18 protein-coding genes are annotated in these 25,718 nt (G+C 44.0%); 6 read left to right on the top strand and 12 right to left on the bottom strand.

Going from position 1 to position 25,718, the window contains the following annotated elements:
- The first annotated feature begins 30 nt into the window (after positions 1-30).
- The 4 genes from NST38_RS16130 to NST38_RS16115 all read left to right on the top strand — a co-directional run bounded on the left by NST38_RS16130 (position 31) and on the right by NST38_RS16115 (position 3,704).
- Positions 31-870 carry an alpha/beta fold hydrolase gene (locus tag NST38_RS16130; RefSeq protein ID WP_076253179.1) on the top strand — a complete coding sequence of 280 codons (840 nt, stop codon included), beginning with the start codon at positions 31-33 and terminating at the stop codon, positions 868-870.
- Positions 871-1,153: 283 nt separating this feature from the next.
- Positions 1,154-2,908 (top strand): methyl-accepting chemotaxis protein, encoded by a 1,755-nt coding sequence (locus NST38_RS16125; RefSeq protein ID WP_076253178.1) that lies wholly within the window; start codon positions 1,154-1,156, stop codon positions 2,906-2,908.
- Positions 2,909-3,178: 270 nt separating this feature from the next.
- Positions 3,179-3,430: a (4Fe-4S)-binding protein gene (locus NST38_RS16120; RefSeq protein WP_036616061.1), complete on the top strand. Its 252-nt coding sequence runs from the start codon at positions 3,179-3,181 to the stop codon at positions 3,428-3,430.
- Positions 3,423-3,704, top strand: coding sequence for a GNAT family N-acetyltransferase (locus NST38_RS16115; protein ID WP_036615433.1), 282 nt, complete (start codon positions 3,423-3,425; stop codon positions 3,702-3,704). Before NST38_RS16120 ends, NST38_RS16115 begins: the two co-directional genes overlap by 8 nt.
- A gap of 104 nt (positions 3,705-3,808) precedes the next feature.
- Here the strand turns inward: NST38_RS16115 and NST38_RS16110 are convergent, their stop codons facing one another.
- The 8 genes from NST38_RS16110 to NST38_RS16075 all read right to left on the bottom strand — a co-directional run bounded on the left by NST38_RS16110 (position 3,809) and on the right by NST38_RS16075 (position 20,830).
- A complete protein-coding gene (locus NST38_RS16110; RefSeq protein ID WP_076253177.1) occupies positions 3,809-5,479 on the bottom strand; it encodes a glycoside hydrolase family 13 protein in 1,671 nt (556 codons plus the stop codon).
- Positions 5,480-5,531: 52 nt separating this feature from the next.
- Entirely contained in the window at positions 5,532-7,160 is a 1,629-nt protein-coding gene (locus NST38_RS16105) for a glycoside hydrolase family 13 protein (RefSeq protein WP_076253176.1), read from the bottom strand.
- A 22-nt stretch (positions 7,161-7,182) separates the two neighbouring features.
- Positions 7,183-8,076 (bottom strand): carbohydrate ABC transporter permease, encoded by an 894-nt coding sequence (locus tag NST38_RS16100; protein ID WP_076253175.1) that lies wholly within the window; start codon positions 8,074-8,076, stop codon positions 7,183-7,185.
- Between the two features lie 13 nt (positions 8,077-8,089).
- Complete coding sequence (locus NST38_RS16095) at positions 8,090-9,004, bottom strand: ABC transporter permease (protein ID WP_076253174.1); 915 nt, start codon at positions 9,002-9,004, stop codon at positions 8,090-8,092.
- A gap of 61 nt (positions 9,005-9,065) precedes the next feature.
- On the bottom strand, positions 9,066-10,802 hold the full coding sequence (locus NST38_RS16090; RefSeq protein ID WP_076253173.1) for an extracellular solute-binding protein: 1,737 nt from the start codon (positions 10,800-10,802) through the stop codon (positions 9,066-9,068).
- A 251-nt stretch (positions 10,803-11,053) separates the two neighbouring features.
- The gene (locus tag NST38_RS16085; RefSeq protein ID WP_076253172.1) at positions 11,054-12,460 is read right to left on the bottom strand and encodes a response regulator transcription factor; all 1,407 of its coding nucleotides are present in this window, start codon (positions 12,458-12,460) and stop codon (positions 11,054-11,056) included.
- The gene (locus NST38_RS16080; RefSeq protein WP_076253171.1) at positions 12,457-14,169 is read right to left on the bottom strand and encodes a sensor histidine kinase; all 1,713 of its coding nucleotides are present in this window, start codon (positions 14,167-14,169) and stop codon (positions 12,457-12,459) included. Before NST38_RS16080 ends, NST38_RS16085 begins: the two co-directional genes overlap by 4 nt.
- 274 nt (positions 14,170-14,443) lie before the next feature.
- A complete protein-coding gene (locus tag NST38_RS16075; protein WP_076253170.1) occupies positions 14,444-20,830 on the bottom strand; it encodes a rhamnogalacturonan lyase family protein in 6,387 nt (2,128 codons plus the stop codon).
- 208 nt (positions 20,831-21,038) lie between these two features.
- Between NST38_RS16075 and NST38_RS16070 the strand changes: the two genes are divergently transcribed.
- Positions 21,039-21,911: an AraC family transcriptional regulator gene (locus tag NST38_RS16070; protein WP_076253169.1), complete on the top strand. Its 873-nt coding sequence runs from the start codon at positions 21,039-21,041 to the stop codon at positions 21,909-21,911.
- A 131-nt stretch (positions 21,912-22,042) separates the two neighbouring features.
- Here the strand turns inward: NST38_RS16070 and NST38_RS16065 are convergent, their stop codons facing one another.
- Entirely contained in the window at positions 22,043-22,780 is a 738-nt protein-coding gene (locus NST38_RS16065) for an SDR family NAD(P)-dependent oxidoreductase (protein WP_076210575.1), read from the bottom strand.
- Between the two features lie 176 nt (positions 22,781-22,956).
- Here NST38_RS16065 and NST38_RS16060 point away from each other — a divergent pair, with 176 nt between their 5' ends.
- A complete protein-coding gene (locus NST38_RS16060; protein WP_076253168.1) occupies positions 22,957-23,571 on the top strand; it encodes a TetR/AcrR family transcriptional regulator in 615 nt (204 codons plus the stop codon).
- Positions 23,572-23,767: 196 nt separating this feature from the next.
- On the opposite strand, the gene NST38_RS16055 is transcribed toward NST38_RS16060, so the two are convergent.
- From NST38_RS16055 to NST38_RS16045, 3 genes are all read right to left on the bottom strand, one after another.
- Positions 23,768-24,142: a DUF2750 domain-containing protein gene (locus NST38_RS16055; protein WP_076253167.1), complete on the bottom strand. Its 375-nt coding sequence runs from the start codon at positions 24,140-24,142 to the stop codon at positions 23,768-23,770.
- Between the two features lie 376 nt (positions 24,143-24,518).
- The gene (locus NST38_RS16050; RefSeq protein ID WP_076253166.1) at positions 24,519-25,253 is read right to left on the bottom strand and encodes a hypothetical protein; all 735 of its coding nucleotides are present in this window, start codon (positions 25,251-25,253) and stop codon (positions 24,519-24,521) included.
- A 41-nt stretch (positions 25,254-25,294) separates the two neighbouring features.
- The gene (locus tag NST38_RS16045; protein ID WP_076253165.1) at positions 25,295-25,594 is read right to left on the bottom strand and encodes an immunity 53 family protein; all 300 of its coding nucleotides are present in this window, start codon (positions 25,592-25,594) and stop codon (positions 25,295-25,297) included.
- Positions 25,595-25,718: the final 124 nt, after the last annotated feature.

The raw sequence follows: 25,718 nt of genomic DNA, 5'->3' as shown, positions 1-25,718 counted from the left end.
CTCAATCGTTTATGGAAGGGAGTAATCACTATGCAAACAGCAGCAACGTCATCCATCTTGATTAATGGATATCGAATCGCTTATGAGCAATACGGAGAAGGCTCTCCCATATGGCTCCTTCACGGAACACCCTCTTATAGCTATGAATGGAGAAAAGTAATACCCGCTCTGGTTCAAAAAGGATACAAAGTCTACGTTCATGACCTTCTGGGATATGGAGCATCCGAAAGACCACTCGAAGCAGATACTTCTGTGGCAGCACAATATACGCTGTTCAGTCAGCTTTTAGACGAACTTGGAATGGATCGTTTACATGTCGCAGCCCACGATCTAGGTGGAATTGTTGGCCTCCAACTGGCTCAGGAACAACCTGAGCGTGTACAATCGCTTACGTTACTCAACATGCCCAGCTATGATTCGTGGCCCTCACCAACCTGGAAGAAAATTATTGAAGAACAGCTTGAACAGGTTGAACAAATGCCCCGTGCTGATTTTGATACCATGCTAAAGAAACAATTACCCATGGCAGTGTATAATAAAGAGCTTATGACTGGCGATACACTGGATGCATATCTGGAACCTCATGCAGGTTCATTGGGCAAAGCCTCTTTTTTCTCCCATCAGGTAGCTCACTATAATGCAAAATATACTGAATCCTATGGAACAGATTTACCCAAGCTGAAGGTTCCCGTTCAAATTTTATGGGGGGAAGAAGATGAATGGCAGCCCCTCGCTTATGCAAAGAGGCTTGTCCAGGATATTCCCCATGCCTGCCTGCATGTCATTCCCAAAGCAGGTCATTTCGTTATGGAAGATGAACCTGGGCAATGTTCCGATTATATCGACCGTTTCTGCAATGAGCATCCATGAGTATATTTGTATATTGAACAGAATGTCTTAGAGAAAAATTAAGCGTTCCACTGGCATAAAGCTGGTGGAGCTTTTTTTGGTTAATGACAACGTTTCTTGATGCAAGACGTAACTTCTACATTCGGGTTGAGTGCACTGGTACTACAAATGATCATATTCTCCTACGTATATGTATATACAAATTTAGTGTTAGTCTTCATTTCCCCCTTCAATATTACGATAAATAGTATGGGGTTATACGAATAACCATATTTACTTTATTACATCCAAGGGGGAACCGTACGTGAGACAGACTCGCAAAAAAAAGATGGATTTAAGGTTCAAACTGTATTTGATTATTCTGGTTCCGCTACTGGCCATGGGCGGTCTAATCATATGGGCCACCATCGACTCCAGTGAAAATGCATCATTAATGACCATGCAGCATAACAATCAGCAGCTGGCTGTGAATACCGCCTCTCAACTAGGTCAGGAGTCGGAATTAATTAAGACATTATCTTCTACTGCTTCAGAGGAGAGCAACGAATATAAAAGTCTTAGGGACGAACTCGTTAAAGTTAGGCTTCAATCGGGAGCCTTGTATGTTTATATGTATAACAAAACTTCGGACGGGTGGATTTACACCGTGGATGGAGCGGATTGGAATGATACAGAGTATAGTCCTTACGGCACTGCAATGGAATTCAATCCCCAGATTCAAGAACGCTTGTTACGTGGTGAAGTCGTCACAACAGGCATTGTAGATGATCCAACCTGGGGACAGCTATTGTCCTCCTTTACACCAATCAAGGATTCGCAAGGTACTGTCATTGGCTATCTGGGCATTGATATTTCTGCTGAAGCAGTGAGTCAAGTCTCCGCGACATCTGTGAATAATGCTTATCGGACCATAATCCCGATTTTTGTGGTTGTACTGATTCTTTCTTTGGTCATGATGTTATTCGTAGTACGAGGTATTCTTAGACAAGTACGCGATATTAAGTCAAGTCTCGAGCAGGTTGCTGATGGGAATCTTACAGTCGTATCCACACATATGTCCAATGATCAACTCGGTGACATTAGTGATTTGATTAACATCATGGTTGCCCAATTGACGAACATTCTGATGGGAATACAGCAAGGATCAAATACATTACAGCAGTCATCAAAAGATATTTCGGAAACCGCTCAGACAAACCAGCGTCAGAGCGAAGAACTTTCCAGAGCGATTGAGGAGATTGCCATAGGTTCAATGAAACAGGCTGAAGAGACAGAACACTCCGTCCAGCATTCAGAGAATCTGGGCAAAATAATGGATGAAGTAGGTTCATATGTGAAACAGTTTACTTATACTTCAGAGCAGCTATCTTCTGTTCAAGTACAAGTTACACGTGAACATGAGGTTCTACTTGAGAAGGGCAGAGAGAATGCCAAGCGTGTTGAGCATCAACAGGATATTTCCAGGTCTCTGACGACTCAATCCGAACTCGCTTCCTCTATTAGCGGTCAAATTCACAACATTTTAAAACAAACTCAAATTCTATCCCTGAATGCTTCAATTGAAGCTGCCCGAGCTGGAGAAGCGGGTAAAGGCTTTGCAGTCGTTGCTGGGGAAATGGGACAGCTCGCTCAACAATCCGAACGTTCGATCCAGGAGATTGATGAGATCCTGGGTTCATTTGTTCAAGAGATACATCGGATGGGCAGTCATTTTGATGCAAATATGGTAGCTGTTAAAGAACAGGAGAAACAGATCGCTGATTGTCTCCAGGCATTTGGACAGGTTAGCCGCTTATCGACCGAAGTGCATGAGTTGGCTCAGAGTTTAGACAGCCGGACGATGGACATGCACTCTATTCGTCAGGAGTTGGAACAGAATCTCAGTTATATTGCTTCCGCAACCGAGGAAACTTCAGCCATGGCCGAAGAAGTCACGGCTAGTGCTGTGGAGCAGCAGCGATCGGCAAACGAACTGTCGAACATCTCCGGGGAACTCGCTGGTCTTGCAGGCAACCTCAAATCATATTCCGATCAATTTCAGATCGAAGTCACTAAATAATTTCCCAATCTCATTAAGGGTGTTGTTAGATGACAATTTAGAATCGCCGCCGGAAACGTAACTTTCTTGGAGCGTTAATTTTTCGGAGGACTCAGGGTTCTGATCAGCAGCTTCCACCAACGAATTAGGAGATTCGTCACGTTGACTTAATAATGATTCCTCATTTATAATTCGAACATTAAGAGCCTGCCAGACATGACTTACCATGGATGCCTGGGATATCGATCTGTAAACAAACTCAAACTCAACAGTGAAAGATGTGAATGCATTATGGTTAAAGAGAAATTATATTACGGTAAAGATATCGAGGTTATGTTTAACTCGGATGTTTGCATTCATTCCGGTATTTGTGTAAAGGGCCTTCCTGCTGTTTTTGATTTAAGCAAGCGTCCTTGGGTTGATCCTGATGGTGACACTTCGGAGGCCATTGCCCGGCATATTGACACATGTCCAAGCGGAGCATTGACGTATAAGCTTCTGGACGGTGAATATTCAACAAAGAAAGAGGATGAACATGCATAACGTAGAACATGAACCTGCCAATAAAAGATTCCTTATTCAAGATAACGGTGACATTGCTGCGGTGATGACCTATGTAATCTCGAGTCCAGAGCTATACATAATTGATCACACTTTGGTAGAAAATGCTTACCGAGGACAAGGGCTTGGCGATGAACTTATCAAAGCTATGGTGGAATACGCGCGGGAAAACGGTATTAAGATTTTACCTCTATGTCCGTTTGCCAAGGGACGTTTCGAACGTATTTCCGAATACGCGGATGTTCTCCATCAATAAAACGAATATTCGCAGCTAATTTTCATGTGGTTATACAACAATAAAAGGCGTCTATATCATTTTCTGAATGATATAGGCGCCTTTTTCTTTTTACGTATCCTACTTTACTTTACTATATCGCTTAATCCAACAATAGTTTCAAACGGTCGCAACACCAGTGGCAGCAAGCCATTCTCATAGTTGGTAAGCCAGATCTCTGAGAAGTTGAGGCCAAGCTCATCTTCCTCAAGCTCCACCATGTGTTCAGAAAGATTGATTACTACCAGCACCTGTTGATCTGCCAGTGTACGTGTATATGCATATACACTCGGATGATCCGGCATATGAAGCTCATAGATCCCATAAGTCAGCGTATCGTGCTCTTTTCGCAGCTGAATCATTTCTTTATAAAATTGAAGAATAGAACGTGGTTCCTGGAGTTGTTTCTCTACATTAATATTAATGTAATTGTCATTCACCTTCAGCCATGGTGTTCCACTGGTAAACCCGGCCTCTTTGGCCGAAGACCACTGCATCGGTGTTCTGGAGTTATCGCGACTCGAAGCCCAGATGATGTTCATGATCTCCTCATGCGACATCCCCTCTTCGCGTTTGATCTGATATAAATTCCGATCGGCTATGTCGTTATAATCCGCTATGGATGGGTAAGCCACGTTTGTCATGCCTATCTCTTGCCCCTGATATATGAAAGGTGTGCCTTGCATGAAAAAGTACATGGCTCCAAGTGCTGTGGCACTTTCATACCAATACTCCGTATCATTTCCCCAAGATGAAACTTTGCGAGGCTGATCGTGATTTTCAATAAATAAAGCATTCCAGCCGACGCCTTCCAGTGATTTTTGCCACTTGGTCAAGACGTTTTTCAGTTTGGGAACATCCAGTTGCCTGTCTGTACTGTTTTTCCAAAGGTCCAGGTGTTCGAATTGAAAGACCATATTAAATTTCCCTCTGACTTCACAGATCCAATCCAGCAGATCTTCTTGGTCCTCTACCTTAACTCCATTTGCTTCCCCAACAGTCACGACGTCATATCTGGATAATGTGTTCTCTTTCATTTCTTGCAGATAACTCTGGATTCCCTTCACATTCATATGCTTTTCAAAAGAGGAGATGTATTTGACGCCTTCTCGGATTGGCATATCCAAGAGGCCCTCTTCTTTGTGAATATGGCTGATTGCATCCACACGGAAACCATCAATCCCTTTATCCAGCCACCAATTCATCATTTCATATATGGATTTCCGAACTTCTTTATTTGCCCAATTCAAATCCGGTTGTTTTTTGGAGAACAGATGGAGATAGTACTGTCCGGAGACTTCATCATATTCCCAAGCAGAACCGCCAAAGATGCTCTCCCAGTTGTTCGGTTCGTCCCCATTCTTCCCATCTCTCCAGATGTACCAATCCCGTTTGGGGTTATCCAGCGAAGCTCTGGATTCAATAAACCACGGGTGTTCGTCACTTGTATGATTGATCACCAAGTCCATAATGAGTTTCATGCCGCGAAGATGAACTTCATACAGTAATTGATCAAATTCCGCCATCGTGCCGAATTCATCCATAATGGAACAGTAATCGCTGATGTCATAAACATTATCGTCGTTAGGTGACTTATACATCGGACAGATCCATATCAGATCAATACCGAGATCTTGAATATAATCCAGTTTAGATATGATCCCCTGGATGTCACCAACCCCATCTCCGTTGGAATCCATAAAACTTCTCGGATAGATTTGATAAGCTACTGCTTCTTTCCACCATACTCTTTTCATTGAATACAATCCTTCTTTCTTGAGAACTGAACATTATATAACGTATTATGCTTTAATCATGGATAAGGTACATCTTGGCTTCATATGGACGTAATTCGCTCTCCGAGAGTTCACCTGTATAGTTAGTTATCAAAAGCCGATGGGACCCTGTCAATTGCTCCTGAAGGGGAAGTTCAGTCGTATATCCCTGGAAATTGCATACCACAAGAATTGTCGTACCGTTCAGCGTTCGGGTATATGCAAACACGTCTGGGTTCTCTGGAAAGATCAGCTCATAATCACCATATACAATGACTTCATGATCTTTTCGTAATTGAATTAACTTCCGGTAATAATGGAATATGGATTCGGGATTATTCAAACTTTCCTCGGCATGGATCTGCTTATAATTTGGATTCACCGTAATCCAAGGTTCCCCTTGTGTAAAACCCGCGTTATCTGAAGTATCCCATTGCATAGGTGTGCGTGCATTATCACGTCCCTTGGCGTAGATCGACTCCATCACGCTTTGTTCAGGATAACCTTTCCCCATTCTTTCCTTATAAAAGTTGAGTAATTCAATATCCCGATAATCCTCGATCGCATATTGAACATTCGTCATACCCAGCTCTTCACCTTGATATATGTAAGGCGTACCTTGCATGCCATGAAGAAGGGTAGCCAACATTTTAGCTGATTCAACTCTGAATTCTCCATCATTTCCCCAACGTGATACGATTCGAGGCAAGTCATGGTTATTCCAGAACAGACTGTTCCAAGCATCACCCTTGAGCTCCGTTTGCCACTTGGACAGCACTTTTTTTAATGCCATCACATCCAAAGGTTTAAGATCCCACTTTCCTTTGCCTTCTTGTTCATCCAAACTGATGTGTTCAAATTGGAATACCATTGAAAATTCACTGCCGTCTGGGTTGCTATACAGTTTGGCGATTTCCGGAGTGGCGCCCCATGTTTCTCCAACCGTAAGCAGGTCTTCTGTTTTTTGAAACGTCTCCTTGCTCAGTTCCCTGATGTATTTATGCAGATTAGGTCCGTTTCCCGTAATTTTCAAATCCGGTTCTTTACCAATTAAGTCGATCACGTCAAGTCGAAAACCACCCACACCCTTGTCGATCCACCAATTGATCATGTTGTATATCTCCTGCCGGACTTTGGGGTTTTCCCAATTGAGATCAGGCTGTTTTACGGAAAAAAGATGCAAATAATATTGCCCGATCTCAGGCACCCATTCCCAGGCTGAACCACTGAAGGTAGACCCCAAGTCGTTCGGAGGCGTTCCTTCAACACCATCTCTCCAGACGTAGTAGTCATGGTAAGGATTGTCTTTACCTTTTTTGGCTTCTAGAAACCAGGGATGTTCATCCGAGGTATGGTTCAACACCAAATCCATGATGATCCGAATGTCTCGTTTCTTGGCTTCAAGAATTAACGTTTCCATATCTTCCAAAGACCCAAACATCGGATCGATGTCCTGATAATCTGAAATATCATATCCGTAATCATCTTGAGGAGACTTGCAGACAGGTGATAACCAGATCGCACCAATGCCGAGTTGCTGCAAATAATCCAATCGAGACACAATGCCCTCCAAGTCTCCGATTCCATCACCGTTTCGATCTTGAAAGCTGCGTGGATATATTTGATATACAACAGTTTCTTTCCACCATTTTTTATTTTCCATGTTCCATTCAACCTTTCTAAGGCTATTCTTTGACCGATCCTACGACAATGCCAGTCACAAAGTATTTTTGCAGCAAGGGATAAATCAGCAATAGCGGGATAACAGCAACTACGATTTTGGCTGCGTTCAGGTTTTTGTTCGAAATTTCAGTCAGGTTGCTGAGTTCACTGGAATTGGTGCCAGCTTGAAGCAAATCGGCAATATTCACGTTAAGGGACTGAATATAGGTCATTAGCGGGTAATTGCTAACTTTGGTCATATAGATCAAACCACTGAAGAAGTCATTCCATGTACCCACGATACTGAACAAGGCGACTGTCGCCAGCGCAGGAATGGACACAGGGACATACACTTTGAACAAGACCTGAATGGGATTTGCTCCATCGATGAATGCTGCTTCTTCAAGCGCCTTAGGTACAGCGGAGAAGAAATTCATCACGAGAATGACACTGAATATGGGGACAGCGCCTGGCAGAACGAGTGCCCATATCGTATTCAGCATGTCCAGGTTTTTGATCAGCAGGTAACTCGGAATCATGCCTCCGCTAAACAACATGGCAAAAATCATGATATTCATATAAATGTTTCTGCCTTTGAAATCCCTCTTCGATTTGGATAGCGGATAAGCCATTAAAATAATCAAAATCATGTTAAGCACAAGAGTAAGCGCGACACGTAGAACAGATATGCCAAAGGAACGCCAGAACTGTGCATCATCAATAATTTTGGTATAAGCCGCTGTTGTAAAATTGACCGGAACGAGACCTACTGCATTTGCGGATACCGCCTCGCTGCTGCTGAATGAAATGGCGACGATATTCCATAACGGAAGAAGGCAGACCAATGCCAGCACGATGACGATGGCATAGATGACAAACCGGCCAATTCGATCTTTGAAGTTTGCAGAATAGGACACAGGTTTGGCCTCCTTAGAATATTTTTCGATCCGTATATTTTTTGGCTAACTGGTTGGCAGACAAGAGCAAAACAATGCCGATTACGGACTTGAACAAACCAACAGCTGTACCGAAGCTATACTGTCGCCCAACAAGACCGATCCGATAGACATAAGTATCCAGAATGTCGCCTGACTCATAGACAACCGGGTTATACAGATTATAGACTTGATCGAAACCGGCGCTCAGAATGTTGGTCAAGCTCATTACGCCCATGAGCAGAATAATAGGCAGCATGCCTGGCAATGTAATATGCCATACTTTTCTCCACCAACTGGCTCCATCCATTCCTGCCGCTTCATACAGACCGGGATCAATGGACGTAATGGCAGCCAGATAGACGATGGAACTGTAACCAAATTCTTTCCATACATCAGTTCCTATAATCAGTGGCTGGAACCAGGTGTTACTGCCAAGGAAATTAATATTTTCGAGGCCAAAAAATGCCAACATTTGATTCACAATACCATCCAGACTGAACATGTTGACAACGACGGATGCCAGAACAACCCAGGATAGAAAGTGTGGCAGATAAACAATCGTCTGCACGGATTTTTTAACGTATTTGATACGAATTTCATTTAATAAAACGGAAAAAATGATGGCCATCATCGTTCCGAGCAGAATCTTGCCAATCGCAATCACCAACGTATTGCTGACGACCTGCGCGATATCCGGCAGCTTGAACATATACATAAAATGCTTCAAGCCTACAAATTCAGAGCCGAACATGCCCTTGGCCGGTATATAATCCTGAAACGCTGTAATGATACCGACCATTGGAACATAGCTGAATACAAGCAAAAATAAAATGCCCGGAATCATCATCATATGGTACATGGCACCTGGGCCGAGCCGCCCTCGCGCTTTCAAATTCCCCTGTTTCATGGATGAACCCCTTTCGTTGAAGAAAGGCTGCGTATCGCAGCCCTTCCACTTTTCATGGATATTATTGTTTCGATGCGATCTCGTCTTCAATTTCCTGAATGACTTGATCACCACCCTGTTTCTTCCAGTTGCTCACGAATGTATCGAAGTAATCGAGCGATTCTGAACCCGTTATGATTTTGATAAACGATTCCTGTTCCAACTTCGTCAGATTGGCCCACGTCTGTTTCATGCTTGGTGTAGTGCCAGAGAAAGCAGGTGTCATCCATACAAATTTGCTTTCTTGTGTCAGTTTGTCGATTAGTCCCACTCCGTTGATCCGCGAATGATATTTTGACCAAGCAGTCACATCATCCGTATCCATGTCGCTCAAATAGGTTTTGATGCTTCCGATATTGTTCTTCGATTCGGTAGTGCGAACCTCATCCAGGGAAATCTCTCCTTTGATTCCTCGAACAACATCAGAGTAATCATCCAGCAGCGATGTAGCCGAGTTGACTTCGATATTAAAAGGTCTCGTAGATCCGTCTACCCCGGTCTCCTGATATTTGGCAGCTTCCGGCATGGTTGTTGCGGCATCTTTATCATTGGCCAGTTTATCGTAGAACAGGTTTACAATCTTAACGGCCAGTTCAGGGTGTTCATAACCCTTTCTCACCACGATAAACTGATTGGATGGATTGGCATGCGCCACGTTGACCTTGCCGTCTGCATCTTCCAGCGTATAAGCCGAGAATTTCGCATTTTTATCCATCTGTTTTGCACTGATCAGTCCCCAGTCAGGGATATGCCACGGTCCAAAGGCAATACCGCTTTGGCCATTGGCGTAGAGTGCGGTAATATCATCAAACGTGCGGGTTCCGAATTGCGGGTCGATAATACCATTCTTGAACCAATCCGCCATGGTACCCAGCATTTTCTTCGTTTCTTCTGTTGTGGAACCATACACGATTTTGCCGTCTTCACCATTCATCCAATATTGCGGGAAGGCTCCCTCGGTTGAGGCCACACCCAGCATCGTATAAGCAGAGCCATTATAATCTGTTGTATTCATCGTGTTCACAAATGGAATACCTACCGGGTTCCCGGATTGACCAGGATCTCTTTTCAGGAATTCCAGTGCTGTTTGCTCCACCTCATTCAGCGAAATGGCGCCGTCTCCATCTGCATCAAGTTGAATCCCCAGCAGATCCAGCCAATCTTGACGGACCCAAACCATCGTTGGTGCGGAATCCAGGGAAGTCGCCGGAAGTCCCATCAAACGTCCATCAATCGTTGCATTGTCTAATGCTCGGCCGTCGTAGGAATCGTACATTTGCTTGATATTATCCGTGGCATATTGATCGTAAATGGATGTCAGATCCTCAATCAGGTCGTTATCCACCAGCTCTTTCAGTTCATCTTTGGAATCAACACGCATCATGTCAGGCAATTCCCCGGATGCGATGGCAAGCGATACTTGACGACTATAATCTTCACCATTGGCTTCAAATTGATCTGTAATCTGAGCGTTAAACGTGTCTTTGACCAGCCGAGTATATGCGTTGTTCTCATAGGTATCACCAGTCGGCAGTTTTGGGTTGGCTGTGGTTACCCGTCCCATGGTTACGGTAATTTCGTCTTTATAGGCACTGAACGGATCTCCAGGCGTTACCTCATATTTGCCTGCTTCCTCTGCAGTAGGAGGATTGGAAGTGCCTCCGCATGCCGCTAGGGCTGCAACCATCAAGGCGGACATGGACAGCACGGCCAGACGCTTTGTCACCCGTTTGCTTTTCATAGACCATTTTGTTCTCATCTAGTTCGATTCCCCTTTATTCTGATGTTCAATATATTTGTTTGCGCTTTCATTATAAAATGAAGTGAAGGCCAATCGAGATAGGGATTACACGTCCGTTTGGATAGAGAAATGGTTACAGTTTTCAGTCCGTATGATGAAGTATGGTTAACTTGTGATCATTTACCCTACCTACTGACTAACATTTGTCTATCTACCCCTCTTCTCGATCAAAACAAAAGCCGGCAGCTCCTAAAACAGGAAGCTGTCGGCTATTTATTTCCTCTACCTAGCTGCCGATATTCGCTTGGCAGAAGACCTGTCAGTTCGCGGAAAATCCGGCTGAAATATTTTTCATCCGTATAACCCACTCGCTCCGCAATCCAGAAAATCGTATTATTCGTATTGAGCAAGTACTCTTTGGATTTCTCTACCCGGATGAAGCGGGAGTACTCATTAAAGGTTTTCCCCATCAGATCTTTGAAACATTGACTGAAGTAACTTCGGCTGATATTGAGTTGTTGGGAGAGACCTGAAGCTGTATAGGCCTGTTCCAAATCCTGCTGCACGATCATCACTGCTTTTTTCACGGCATCGATGATTTCCTGTGAGTACGAAGTCTGTTCATCAGCCTTGCGAATGCTTGCAGCAGTCTGTTTGATCCATTCTTCAACCTCGTACCAAGACTCGAAAGAATGGATCATCGCGATTCTTCCAAGCGTAGTTTGGGCAAAAAGGTGGTTCCATTCCATCACGATTGAGTACAGCAATCCCATCAACTGACCTTTATGTAATCGTAAGGATATAAACTGATCAATGAGTTGATTGTAGTAACTGTCATGGTGGGTCCATGGGGTTTGGAACCAACTTTGTTTAATCCGGTCAAGGTCCTCATCCTGCGGTTCTTTTGAAAATGTATCTTCTTCATTCATGGAAATGGTAATGACTTGGTTATTGGGATTGTACGCATAGAATAAAGTCGTCTCTGTATAATTCCTAATCCAGTTTTTGATTTGCGACCATGTTCGCTCTTGTACATCAGACAAAACTAACAACGTACACTGGGGAACGTGATGCAGGCCTTCCTTCAATTGATGAAATAGTTGATCCTCTTCGGACGGGGGTGCAGCCCACATGCAGCTATTACGCTCAACCTCCCATCTAATCTCATCTTCATGCGCAGTTAGCTCCATTGGCCACTTCTGCTCTGATTTACGATCCTGTGAAACAAGTGCATACACATTTCGATAATGGACATTGATTTCATCCAGCGATGGCATCTTTCTTATCGTGCTTGTCAACCCGTTAATTCGGGTATGAATCCGTTGCAGAACATGTTCGAATTGCTCTTTCTCCAGCTGCACTTTGGCTATATAATCGATGGCTCCGAGTCTTAGCGCTTCCTGGATATAATCGAAATCCTGATGCAGTGTTAACACAACAATATGAAGTTCTGGATAGAGCTGCCTCGCAGCTCGCATCAGTTCAATCCCTGACATGACGGGCATCGCAAGATCCGTTAGCATCAGATCGACTGGTTGGGTTTTTAGGAAATCCAGCGCTTTCGCCCCGTTGCTGGCCTCTCCTACAACCTCCATGTTGAACTCGTTCCATGGCATCGCAGAGCTAATGCCTTTGCGTACCAGCTTATCATCATCTACAATCAATACCTTAATCATGCCGAGATATCTTCTCCTTTAATAGGCAATACGAGCAGTATGCTTGTCCCTGTTCCCAATTCACTCTCGATCACCAGTTGTGCTTGGTCCCCGTACTGTGCCTTTAACATGCGGTGAACATAATTGAGACCGATGCCCATCCCTACTTTTTGTTGTTCAGCTTCACGATTGTTCAGCAGATTATGAATGGTTTCCTCAGTCATACCTGCACCATTATCTTGTATCATAATGTTCAACGTTGAAGTGCATGTCACTTCAATCTGAATAAAACCTTCGTCACTTAATCCATGATATAACGAATTTTCAACCAGCGGTTGCAGAATAAAGCGGGGCACAGGAATTTGAAGTACTTGTTCATCTGCAGTAATGCGGACGTCAAATTCAAAGTCATAGCGAATTTGCTGCAAAATTAGATACTGTCTTAGGGCATCGATCTCCTCTTCCATAGTGGATACTTGCCCTAATTTGCCTAGATTGTAATAGAGCAGCTTGTTCAACGATTGTACCAGCTTGTCGATCTCCCCTTGTCCGTTCATGACGGCCAACCAGTGTACCGTATCGAGCGTATTCATTAGAAAGTGCGGGTTGATCTGATAGAGTAGCTTTTCCACTTCCAGGTCTGCACGAATCTTCTCTTTCTGCTGAACTTCCTTGAAGAGGTCACCAATCTGATGCTGCATATTCGAAAATTCACCCAACAGAAAATCAAATTCGGGAATCTGAGTGCGAGCTCGGCTCCCTTTTGTTTGTGGATTCTTGGACATTCCATTGATCTCCGAATGAAACAGACCGAGTGGTTTGTAGACCATCTTCCACAGAAGCCAAGCGAGAAACACGGTAAAGCCGAGGAAAAATAAAGCGACCAGCAAAATTTGAAGCAACCACTGGTTTTTCTCCTGTTGATATTGAGACTGCGAAATGACCGATACGACACTCCATTTCTGTGAGGAATCCTCCTTGAACCAGTGATACCCGCGGGATATCCCGTCTTTGGCAGGATCTACTGTTAAGCTGGAGAAATTCTCCCCTACCTTCATGGCTTCCGGTATTTCACTGTACACAATGTTTCCCTCACCATCCAGGATGAGATGAGATAATGCGCCGTTGTATTGATTGTAGCCCAAGATATCTTGAGTGAGGCGAAAGCCTGATTCTACGTAAATGAACACGTCGTTCCTCTCGGATAGTTGCACTTTGCGCATAGCAGACAGAACGAGTTGATCATCAAATCGGTTCATACTCATATGGGGGCCATAGTACTTAATGCCATAGGTTTGGAAGAGCACAGGCAGAGACTCAGGAGAGAAACGATCCTTAATCGGAAAGTTGCCGAACTGAGTAGTACCTTCTTTTTGAAAGTAATATAGGGTCAATCCGATATTAGGATTGGTGAAGGTCACAACACTTAACTCGTTTTTTAATTCGTCCCTGGCCTCAATCAGTTCGAAGATATCGGAGGACGGATTCAAGAATTCATCCATTCTTTTGCCTAAAGTACCCCTGTAAGATAATTGTTGCGTCACATGATTCAGATTGGTGATGGAATTCTCCAATGAGGATGTCACCTGCTGTAAATTGCTACGGATACCATCATCGATCTTATTTGCGAAAATGGAGTCGATCGTATAATAAGAAATCGCAAATATACTGATAAAGGGGATAAACGCACTGAGAAAGAACAGTAAAAATATTCTTTTTTTAAGTGTCATGGGAACCTATTCTCCTTCTGAAAATGAAACAGCAAGCCTCCTGCGTATGGAAGCTTGCTCTGAATATACATTCAAGCGGACAGGCTGTCTGTATCCTGTCCAAGTCCAATTTCCTTTCATCATTATAGATTGATATTCAAATAAGTCAAACGCTTTCATACTGTGCATATATAAAAAGTGCTACTCCTCAAAATGATGAGGAATAGCACTTTTGTATGCGTACCTTACTTCAGTTGTATCACTTCTTGTTAATGGAATGCTCGAACATTTCAGTCTACTCTCGTACCGTCACATTTAATTTGTGTGATCTGGTTTCCCCTGAAGAATTACGAAGTACAGCTTCATACTCGTAGATTCCAGGTACCCTTCCAGAGATTGAGGTAACCGCAGACTGTGCACCAGGAGAATGAGATTGCAGCATTTGTGTGTCAATCGATACACCATTTTCGTAAAGTTCGTATTCGGTTGCGTTTGTTCCCCACCACAGATTCATTGTGACATTATAGTTGCCGTCACCGTCCCAGTTGTCGTTCGACAGAACAGCTTGCCCCGGGGAAGCATCCGTGACGATGACTGTCAGTGGAACACTCATGGTTGAACCCAGTGCATTGATCAATTCTCCAGTATAGATATAGGTGCCATTTTTCTTTCCAGTAATATCAACTTGAACAGATTGGGCGGACGGGGATTGATCGACCAGAGAAATTTCTTTAATCAATTCACCGTTCTCATACAGTTTGAACTGATTGCCGTTATTACCCCACCATAGATTCATCGTGATCGTGTAGTCGCCGTCTTTGAGCCCCGTGTCGTAACCATTATTATCAGATAACACCGGAGTGCCTGGGGCACCGTTTGCAAGTGGCGTTGTCTGATGGAGCCATTCCTCCCACTTAATCAGCACACTTGCCTGCTCATCCGTAAATACGGTTCCTCTAGCTGCTTGAACGTCATTACCGTAGGATACAAGCAATTGACGCGCTTTTGCTCCTTCACGATTGTTTGCTGCCTGTTTGGCCTGCTCCAACGTGTTTGTGAGCTGATCAGCAAGAACACCAGCATTAGGATCAGTCGATTCATCTGCAAAGACGTTGGTCAGATTGATCAGGCTGTCGAATGTAGCAATAACGCCAAAACGATATTCTACCGTCTGTTCCCAGCCAGCCAAATCGGAGACCGTTGCCGTAACCTGGTTCAGGCCGGGTTCCAGTGTATACGCAGGAGTGTCGAGAAGCACACCCTCCGGTTCTTCCACACCGGATACCGAATCGGAGGCTGTATAGCCAATTTCCACATGCTGATCAATGGTGTATTCGGTTTGACCATGAATTTCAATGGTTGGAGGTACGAGATCAATGGATATGGACAAAGACTGTTCACTCTCTTTGTTACCGTCAACATCGACGCTCCAGTAGGTGATGGTATGTGTACCTTCTTCAGTTAGGGTCAACTGTGTGCCACTCACCGTTTCGCCACCATTGATTTGATAATAGGTCCCTTCGATATCGGAATCTTCATCGCTTGCTGTGAAGGTTACTTGGACTGGAGAAGTATACCAGTCGTTCTGCGATTCTCCTTCCACAGTTGCCGTAGTATGCGGAGCCTTCTGTTCCGGAGATTCCCCTTCCAGCGTGACAAAATCAGATAGCGGAGTATTCAATTCCTTCACAAGACGTGCCACGAGTTCAGAAACCTTGATTGCACCGTTCATTTGCAAATGTGTATTGTCTTCCGTTGTGCCTACCCACATGAATATCGATTTGGTTCCTTCAGTGCCAAGCTCCTGGAAATGCTCCCAACTGGCTTGGTTCAGATCGATGATAAGCGTTTCCGTTTCCTGCGCCGTTTCTTTCATCGCCTGTACGTATTCCGGGAAGCTTTTGTTCAGCACTTCTCCGGTAAAATCACGACGATTCACTGGCGTGACCAGAACTGGAATTGCCCCTCTCTGCAGAGCACCGTTAATGTATTCTTTCAGATATACCTTAAATTGCTCTGGTGTCAGATAACGCTCTGGACGTGAAGGTGTGGAATCGTTATGAGACCACTGCATGAACAGATAATCGCCTTCTTGAATGTCGAGTAAAATATCGTTAAGATATCCACCGACCAGGAAGGTTTTGCTGCTCAAACCTCCAACTGCCCGGTTATCAATACTGACTTCATTTGGATCAAAATATCCACCCAATGTTTCTCCCCAGCCTGCTTGCGGACGATAGTTTTCCGCGTAATTGGCCACAGTCGAATCGCTGGCCAGATAAATAACCGGTTTATCGCTTGCACTGTGATCTGGCAGGCGCTCCAGCTTCATCGCATTGATCTTCGGTGCATTTCCGGTAAAGTTGAAGTTAAACACCCCATCGATCAGGGCAATGTCATACGTGATTTCTTTGAATTCGCCCTTGGCAATGCTTGTCAGCGGCAGCTTTGTCATCTGCTCTACAACGACATTTGCGCTGGTTGATTCCTCTGCATCTCCGATGGTCATCGTTACCCGGTAATTCGCCGGCTCCATTTCCACCAGGAAAGAGGTACCATTTACTCGTGTGAAATCTTCCTTAAGCAAATCTCCGGTTTCCCGGTTCTCATCTTTGGTCAGTGCAGTATCAGCAAAGCCGTACCCGTTGCCTTCGATGTATGCTCTTTTGGCATCTACTTTAATGTATCCGTCGGCTGCGCCACCAGAACCAAAGTCAAATTTGTATTCGTTTATCTCTTCGCTCGCTTCACTTGTCAAAGAATCCTTCGCAACAGTTAACATGTTAAACGTATGGTCAACTTGAGCTTGGGTAGCTTCCGTATTGAAAATGGCTTCCGCAGCTACCAAAGCCCGGTTCACCACGGCCTTCGACGCATCTGTATAATCTGACAGATCTAGTGCTTTGATCTCATCATACAGAGCGATCAATGCAGTCTGATCGCCACCCTCTGAAGAGAGCTGAGTGCCTTCAATTCGCACGTTGTCGATCTGGGTAGTCCAGTTCAACGTGCCTCCACCGCCTTTTCTCGTGCCCAGGAACCGCATGGATCTGACGTTGTCCGCATATGCGGCGGAACTCAGTGGGATATCTTGAATCGTTTGTGTAAGTGTCGGATTCGCTAGGTTCGTTAATGTCAGATCAAGTGTTTTCTCGGCAAAATTAACGGTAGCATCCACATTGACCCACTGGTTCTTGGAAATATCTGTAGCCGTTCCCCCTTCAGGTATGGCTGTATCACCCGCGCCGTAGTCCGGATTATATGCACCGACATAATAATGAATTTTGGTGCTTCCGGTTTTGGTAAACAGCGTGAAAAGGGCATTTTCGTTAGAATCCTGTATTGTGAGGTGACCTTCTGATGGATATGCACTCACATTACCGGATTGCCAGTCAAAGTTCACGTTCACCTGATCGCCGTTCACGGCATCAAACAGACGGAATACCTTGGCCCGATTGCCCGATCCGGAACCCGCGACGGATAGTACCTTATTTCCGGACTGTTCAACTACCGTTCCCGCCATGGTTCCTGCGATACCCGTAGCATTGACCATCGCATACTGGTAGTTGGCAGCGTCGCCTTCAAAATCCTCCTCATAGAGCTGGGTTTCTGGCTCTGGTTCTGGCTCGGTAATATCTGGGTCAATGACCAGTGATGAGATACTCAGCTCCATGTCTTTGACTGCACCAGCAACGAGTCCGGCAATTTTCTGTGCACCATAGCTGCTGAAATGGGTATTATCGTTGATTCCATTCGGGTATTTCGGATATTCACCCGGATTAGCGTATAGGAATACTTTTTCCGTAGCTGTATTACCAATTTTGTCGTAGTACGCAATACTTAACTTGCTCAGATCAATCAGCGGCACGTCAAGCTCTTCTGCCACTTCTTTGGCAGCCTGCACGTATGCTGGGAAGCTGACGTTGAACTCCTGAGTCACCGTGTTGAAATCTCTGCGTCCAACCGGAGTGAGCAATACGGGTGTAGCGCCGCGCTGTTTGGCACCGTTTACATAACGAGTTAAGTAGATCTTATAATCCTCAGGGGATGCATACCGGTCCGGTATCCCTGCACTAGCGTCGTTATGACCAAAGGAAATGAAGAAGAAGTCCCCCGGCTTAATTCGTTGCAGGATTGTATCCAAACGACCGTCTACCATAAAGGATTTACTGCTTCGGCCACCGATCGCATCGTTCACGACGACTGCCCCATTGGAGAAATAACGTCCGAACTGCTGGCCCCATCCTTCTTGAGGAGCCTGCGCTTCACTATAAGATTGCATGGTTGAATCACCAGCCATATAGATCGTTGTTGCCGCACCAGCCGCTTTCTCTGGATATTTCTCGATGATGACGTCTTGGATGTCTATGGCTGTACCCGTGAATATAAGATCGAGCTGTCCATCCACCACAGCAATATCATAGGAATACTCCAGTGGTGCTCCTGCTGTCACATTGGTTACGGCGAGCTTCTGGACGAATTCGGATTTGACTCCAACGTTCGAGTCATTTGCATCATTGCCCAATCGCAGCGTCACCTTATAGTTTGTATTGGGCAGATCAACGGCAAATGTCGTGCCTGCCGCGACCGAAACCTGGTTTGCCCCTACCGTAACACCACTTGTATCCTTGAAGCCGTATCCCGGATCTTGTGCGTAGAGCGTATCCTGTATGTTCGTACTTCCTGACGCAGTCTCTGTACCGAAATTAAAGCGGTAGACCGGCTCCGGCATTTCAGCTTCGCGAGTCAGCGCCAGATCGGCTTTAGGGAATGCTGTAGCTTCCGCTCCAAGATAAAAGCCGGTATGAGGCGGCTGGTTGTAGGCTACATTTTGCCAGGCTACGCCAAGTCGATACACAGGGTCCTGCATCAGCGTAGGGATGCGATAGTCTGAAGGAATGGTCGTTGTGTAGAGACGATACTCCGAACTATCTTCGCTCCGCAGCAGAAGCTCCTCACGCCAGTCGCCCAGAATGTCCGCCTGAAGTGCCGGATTGCCTTTGGTATGGTTGTTCGTTAACGTACCGGTTGCCCGGAAGATTTCATTCAGCTTTTTGTTTTGGTAATCCCACTTATAGATGAGCGGAATTCCTTTGGCTGTGCTATTATCCCACTCATGGTCCAATAGCTCCCGCTGAAGATCTCCATCCCACCAGATGGCGAAATTGGCGGTTTTGGGCCCTTCGTCCACAGTGTAGATAGCCTCTCCGGCAGCTGAATAAGTATTGGTTACTGGGACACTTTGCCCGTTGGTAACGGTCGTGGCCCATGATTCGTAACCCGGATAGTTCGGATCAATGTCCGCCGACATCCCGCGACCGGTGTCAAAACCTGTTTTCTCACCCCAAAGGATTTCACCTGTTGCCGCATCGCGCATCTCCAGTCCGTATGCCGCATCCGAATGCTCATGCACACTTACGACCTGATAGCCCTCCCGGTTCGGATTGAGCTGGCCGGCATGCATAGCATCACCGTGTCCGAGTCCGGTGCTGTACAGCAAGCTGCCGTCATCGTCAATGGCCAAGGCGCCAAACATAATTTCGTCCTTGCCGTCCTTGTCGACATCCAGCACACTTAGATTATGGTTGCCTTGTGATTGATATTGTGATCCTGCTTCGTTTGTGTCGAACGTCCAGCGTTTGACGAGTTCCCCGCCAACATAATCATAAGCAACAAGCACTGTGCGGGTATAATAACCCCGGCTCATCACGACACTTGGCTTCGTACCGTCCAGATAAGCAATCGCGCCAAGGAACCGATCTACACGGTTGCCATAGCCGTCACCCCAATCGTTGACGTTGCCTCTTGGCGGATCATAATTCACAGTGGATACAGCCGCGCCAGTCTCACCGTTAAACAGTGTGAGATATTCTGGACCTGACAATATGTATCCGCCGTCGTTGCGATAATCCTTCGTGCCATCACCAATGACTGTGCCTTGGCCATCCTTTGTGCCGTCCGCCGTCTTGACAACAACCTCAGCCCTTCCGTTGCCATCGAGGTCATACACCATTAACTGCGTATAATGCGCTCCGGCGCGGATGTTGACTCCCAGGTCAATTCTCCACAGCTTTGTGCCGTCCAGTTTGATAGCATCGATATAGACATTGCCGGTATAACCGGCCTGCGAATTGTCCTTGGAATTGCTCGGACTCCACAGGAAAACAATTTCATATTCGCCATCCCCATCCAAGTCAGCTACGGAAGCATCTCCTGCATAATAGGAGTAAGTTCCACCATCCTTAGTCCGGCCATCGGCCGGTTTATCGAGCGGGATAGGGAGATAATCGTTATGCCAGACTGATACAACCTCCGGCTGCATCTGCTCTTTGCCTTCAATAACGGTGGAGATCTGATATTGCGAGCTGTCGAAACCAGTGGTGTCCACATAGTTCGTCACATCGCTTATGGGTGATGCGTTCACTTTGGTTCCATTTTTATATATATTGAAAGCGATATCATCTGGGTCGTTGTTTAAATACCTCCAGCTTAAAAAAACGCCGTTGTCTACAAGAACCGCAACCAAACTCCGGTTCAGGTATTCTGCTTGGCGACCCGGCAGGCCGTTTGATGATGACTCTGCACGCATCGGTGCCGGAGGAACAGCCAGTGAAATAACCATAAGGAGTGCTAAAAAAGATACAAACATCGATTTCTGGATGGAAACAGTTCTTCGGATCATTCGATTAACTCCTCCTTATCTAAAAATTCATTTTTAGAATCATCAGTTCGATCCTGCCCAGCTTGTTGTCATATGAACACAATTTACAGCCACCTCCTTTTTATGTTACCGCTTACATTTATCTTACAGGTCTAAAAAAAGACAGACAATCTAAAAAATGTGACGTATTATATAAGATAATTGACTTTTTTAGGAAGGAGATGAAACGATGGTTCATACGGTTTCTTATGCTTTTCGTAATGACGATACATCAATCATGACACTGGACTCTATTGGATGGCAGATCGTTTCTAGCGAGGAATATTGTTGTCCAAGTGATGATAGACCGGACCCGGGGCACGTCGTTTTTCAATACACGCTTAATGGCCAGGGTTATCTGGATATTGACAATCAAACGCTCCCTTTACCGAAGGGGCATGCCCTACTTGTCAAAATCGCAGGAGAACATTGCTATTACTATAAACAAGAGAACAACGAACCATGGGAATTTATATGGATCAACATTCGCGGGGATGAAGCTAACCGAATTTGGGATATGATGCATGATAATGAGGGACATGTCATTCGACGAAACGCGGACTCTCCCTTGATTCAAGAGTTATGGCAAATTATCAATTTGATTCATCAAGAGAAAGTTACGGACAAGTATCGCTTGTCCATGCAAGTCTATCGGTGGTTGCTTATCCTGGTACAGACGAGTCGGGATGCGGAGAAGGATATCGGTGCCCTTTCCATAACAACAATTGAGAAATGTAAAAAGTTCATTCGAGAGAATTATGCATCTCCATTGACGTTGGATCTTCTAGCCAGCCATTGCGATATCAATAAACACTATTTGTGCAGGTTATTTCAGAAATCCGAGAAAACATCACCGTTAGCCTATCTCAAAGACAGACGCATTGAGGTTGCAATCCGGCTACTCCGCACAACGGAACTTCCGATTTCTCAAATTGGCCAACATTGCGGCTTTGAGAGTCCCAGCTACTTCGGCAAAGTTTTTCGTCAATATATGTCCATGTCTCCCAAAGAATATCGTTTGAATAAGTTAGAGTTTCCTTATGAGGCCATCTATTATGAGTAGCTAAACTCGCTGTTTGCTAGATGTCCTTGGCTCGGGAACTGCTCTTATACCAATACAATAAAAAAAGCCGCTAGAATAGCGACTTTTAATGGAACTATATTCTTTCTTGTGTGCTTCGACAATTGCTGCAATTATTGAGCGGTGTATCCTCCGTCTATGATCAAGCTGTTTCCTGTCATATATGAAGAATCGTCACTAGCTAGGAACAGAACGGCTTTGGCCATCTCTTCTGCTTGACCCAGACGTTTCATCGGTGTTGCCGCAGAAAGTGCTTGCTTGCTCTCTTCCGGGATAATCGGTGTATCGATAAAGCCTGGGCAAAGGGAGTTCACCCGAATATTCTGCTCAGCATACTCGAGCGCGAGTGAACGAGTCAGATTCACAACGCCGCCTTTAGCTGCATTGTAGGCTGCTGAACCAGGCGAACCAACCCATCCGTACATGGACGCCGTGTTAACGATTGTGCCTCCGCCAATTTTCAGCATTTCGCGGATCGATTCACGAGCGACCAAGAATACGCCGTCCAGATCAACATTGACCGTATTGCGCCATTCGGCATAATCAAGCTCATGCGTCGGATGAACACGTCCAATTCCCGCATTGTTGAATACGATATCGACTTGACCAAATGCTTCTACGGTTTGTTTGAAAATCTCAGAAACCTCTTCTTCACTTGTTATGTTTGCTTTAATAAAAAGAGCCTCTGCTTTAAGCGCTTTCAGTTCCTGCTCAAACGCCTTGCCTTTTTCTTCATTCAGATCCACCAAGACCACTTTAGCTCCTTCGGAAACGAATAAGCGAGCTGTCGCTGCACCAATCCCGGATGCTCCTCCTGTGATGACTGCAACTTTATCTTGAAGTTTGCCCATGAATAAATCCCCCAGTATAATATTTTGAATAGCGCCTATATAAATAGTGCTATATGATGTTTACAAAACTAATTCTATGCTTAAAATTGTAACAATCCAATCATTAAGATGTGACCAAGTGTCTACCTCGTAGACACTTTATAAAACTATGTCTATATTTATAGGAGTTTTCTTGAATGAATAATGAACTTATTGTGACATCTCAACATCGTAATCGAACCAAGGAGCACCTAAAAACTGCTCTGATTCAGCTCATTAAGAAAAAAGGATTCCATGGTGTTTCTGTCAAAGACATCGTTGATCAGGCGGGTTATAATCGCAGCACGTTTTATTTACACTACCAGGATAAATATATTCTCGCCGAAGAGTTGTTGAGTATGACACTCGAAGGATTGAGGGGCGCAGTAGGTAAACCCTATTGGCACGGTCAAAAGGTTTCAACAAACAAGCTGGATGCCGAATCTTTTCAAATCGTGGATTATATCTACGAACACCGTGACTTCTTCGAACTGATTCAATACGATGATACGTTACCTGGTTTACATACAGGCTTTCCACAAACCATACTCAAAATCTATCAGGAGCAATTTGTCTTTGAGACGATCAACAACTCGCCAGTTAACATGGACTATTTCAAATACTATACCGCCTACGGTTTTTTTGGGCTGTTGAACAATTGGATATTAAGCGGATATCGTGAGTCACGCGAGGCATTTATCAAAAACGTGATTGAACTCACCAAAACGCATATTCACTCTTTTCATTATGTCGGTAACACGTTTGAATCATGATCTCGAGTAAGTTGATTAAATTAGATGCATACATAAAAAGTCGCTATATTAGCGACTTCTAATGGGACTATATGTTACCTTATATGCATCACAGCAATCCTTATTGAATAGCCAATTTCACAAATCACAATTATTTATTGTCCAATCGGAGATGACACAATGGTATTGTCCGTAGCTTAAATTTGTCCAAATGAGATTAATATCTTTCGAGTTCTGCCTTCAAATCTTCAATTAGTATCTCGACATCTAGTACAGCAGAATCAACTTTATTAAAGAATATTGATGGTTTGTAACCCTCTGTCTTTAAGTTTGGCAGAAATTCGTCTATGAATTCGTACAAATCAATACGTTCACTTGAATAAATCTCCCAATCATCGGTTGCACAGTACTCCGCGAATTCTTTTTTAGGCCAAAATGGAAGTGATTTGTTGCCTTTCTCATCTTCAGTAACTGACCATCCATTCTCATAAAGACCCCACACTTCCTCTGTATCTACTACTTTTTTGATGAAGTATTCATAACGAATATTTGCAGGGCGATTGATAACAGATTCCAATTCTTTTTGATTCATATTTCCTCCTAATCATGTTTTATCATTTTCATTTGATATCGTATCTGTATTACATCTTATAGTTTTTGAATATTTTAAACACTGTTTTCGTAACCTCTTCTTACCTTGTAACCACGTTTATGCTGCATTGGTATCCCCTGAGGACTCTTACATTTTTGTGTTTCTTGCTCATATTATATTTAGATCACTTTTGATTTCACCTCGCAATGAAGTTGAAACCTTATCATCATTTGCTACTCTGTAAGTCTAACTTGTTTTCCTGACCATCCCATTTTCTTTGCGGCAGACGACGTTCCCTTTTTGATTGCTTTTACTGCAGATTTTGTTATAGTCTTCTTAATAGAGGATTCGACAATGTTTTCTAGAGGCAAAATAATTAATGTTCTAGGGTTGCAGAAAATTTTTCAGTACCTCTTTTATTAATTAAAGCAACTTCAAAATCAGATATCCATGTAAGTTCACCTAGATGTTCAGCATAGGCAAATTCATCTGGTTGTTCTGATATGACCTTCTCTAAATGTACTTGCGTACCATCATCACGTTGTAAAATAGATAGGAATATATCCATGCTATCTACATTATGATGACAAATGACTCTAGCATTGTACTTTTTATTAGGGCTCTTCACGTCTTTTTTCCAAGTCCATTCATTTACATAATCTAACTCCTCTATTTGCAAAGCTATCTCCTTAAACGGATCAATATCCCAATTTTTACTTAGAGCAAGTTTCTCTATGCCTTCCATTAGCAGGCGAAGCGTAGCCTTTTTTTTCTCCAACTCATTTTTTCCACTAAAGTCATTCAAACTAAATTGGATCGGTACCGAACACACACCAGAAACGTTAACAATACGTTCATCCGTAATGTTTTCTACACACTCTATTAGGACTTTCCAACAATCTTTCGTTTTGTATTTCCCCAACAGACGTTCATACATCGCTGTAATACAGCGAGTTTCCAAACTAAAAGAGCGTCTTTTCCATTTCCAATTCAACGCATAATCTAATTTCGTAGCTTCGTTGTACTCACATTTTTGTTTTTTCATTATAGATTCAATATTTTCATCATCTACAATATACGGTAAATCCAAATTGAATCCTTTTAGATACATCTGGTTCTCTCCTTAGATTACTCCCGATGGTAAGTGCATTATTAACTTCTATCCAAACTTGAAGCCCAATTTTTGAAGCAATTAAGCATCTCTTCTAAATTTTTTGCTCCCCCTGCACTGTGAAACACTCCATCTCTCACGATACAGTAGAACCAATCTTCTTCAGTTCTCTCTTCTTCAATCGAATCAAATGGCGCATCTTCTAAATAGGTATCCGTCAAATCGATTTCGACAGACCAACCAGGATTATCCACCGTATCAATTCGCACACCGTATGAATGCTCCCAATCTCCGTCACAGTTTTCATAATACCAGCTTTGAATCCATTTTAGGATATCCATCATCGTGACCTCTTTTTAGTTTTTTCTACTCTAGGAACTATTTATTTAAAGGGGTCCTCATGCCATGTTTCATACTTTTTTCGTATGAATTACCTTTTAGTAATAATTTGCTTTTTTTATATAG

The organism is Paenibacillus sp. FSL H8-0104, assembly GCF_038050215.1.
In the GTDB taxonomy this organism is placed as follows: Bacteria; Bacillota; Bacilli; order Paenibacillales; family Paenibacillaceae; genus Paenibacillus; species Paenibacillus amylolyticus.
Note: the sequence above shows the minus strand (reverse complement) of the source record. Positions and strands in the feature narration are given on the sequence as shown.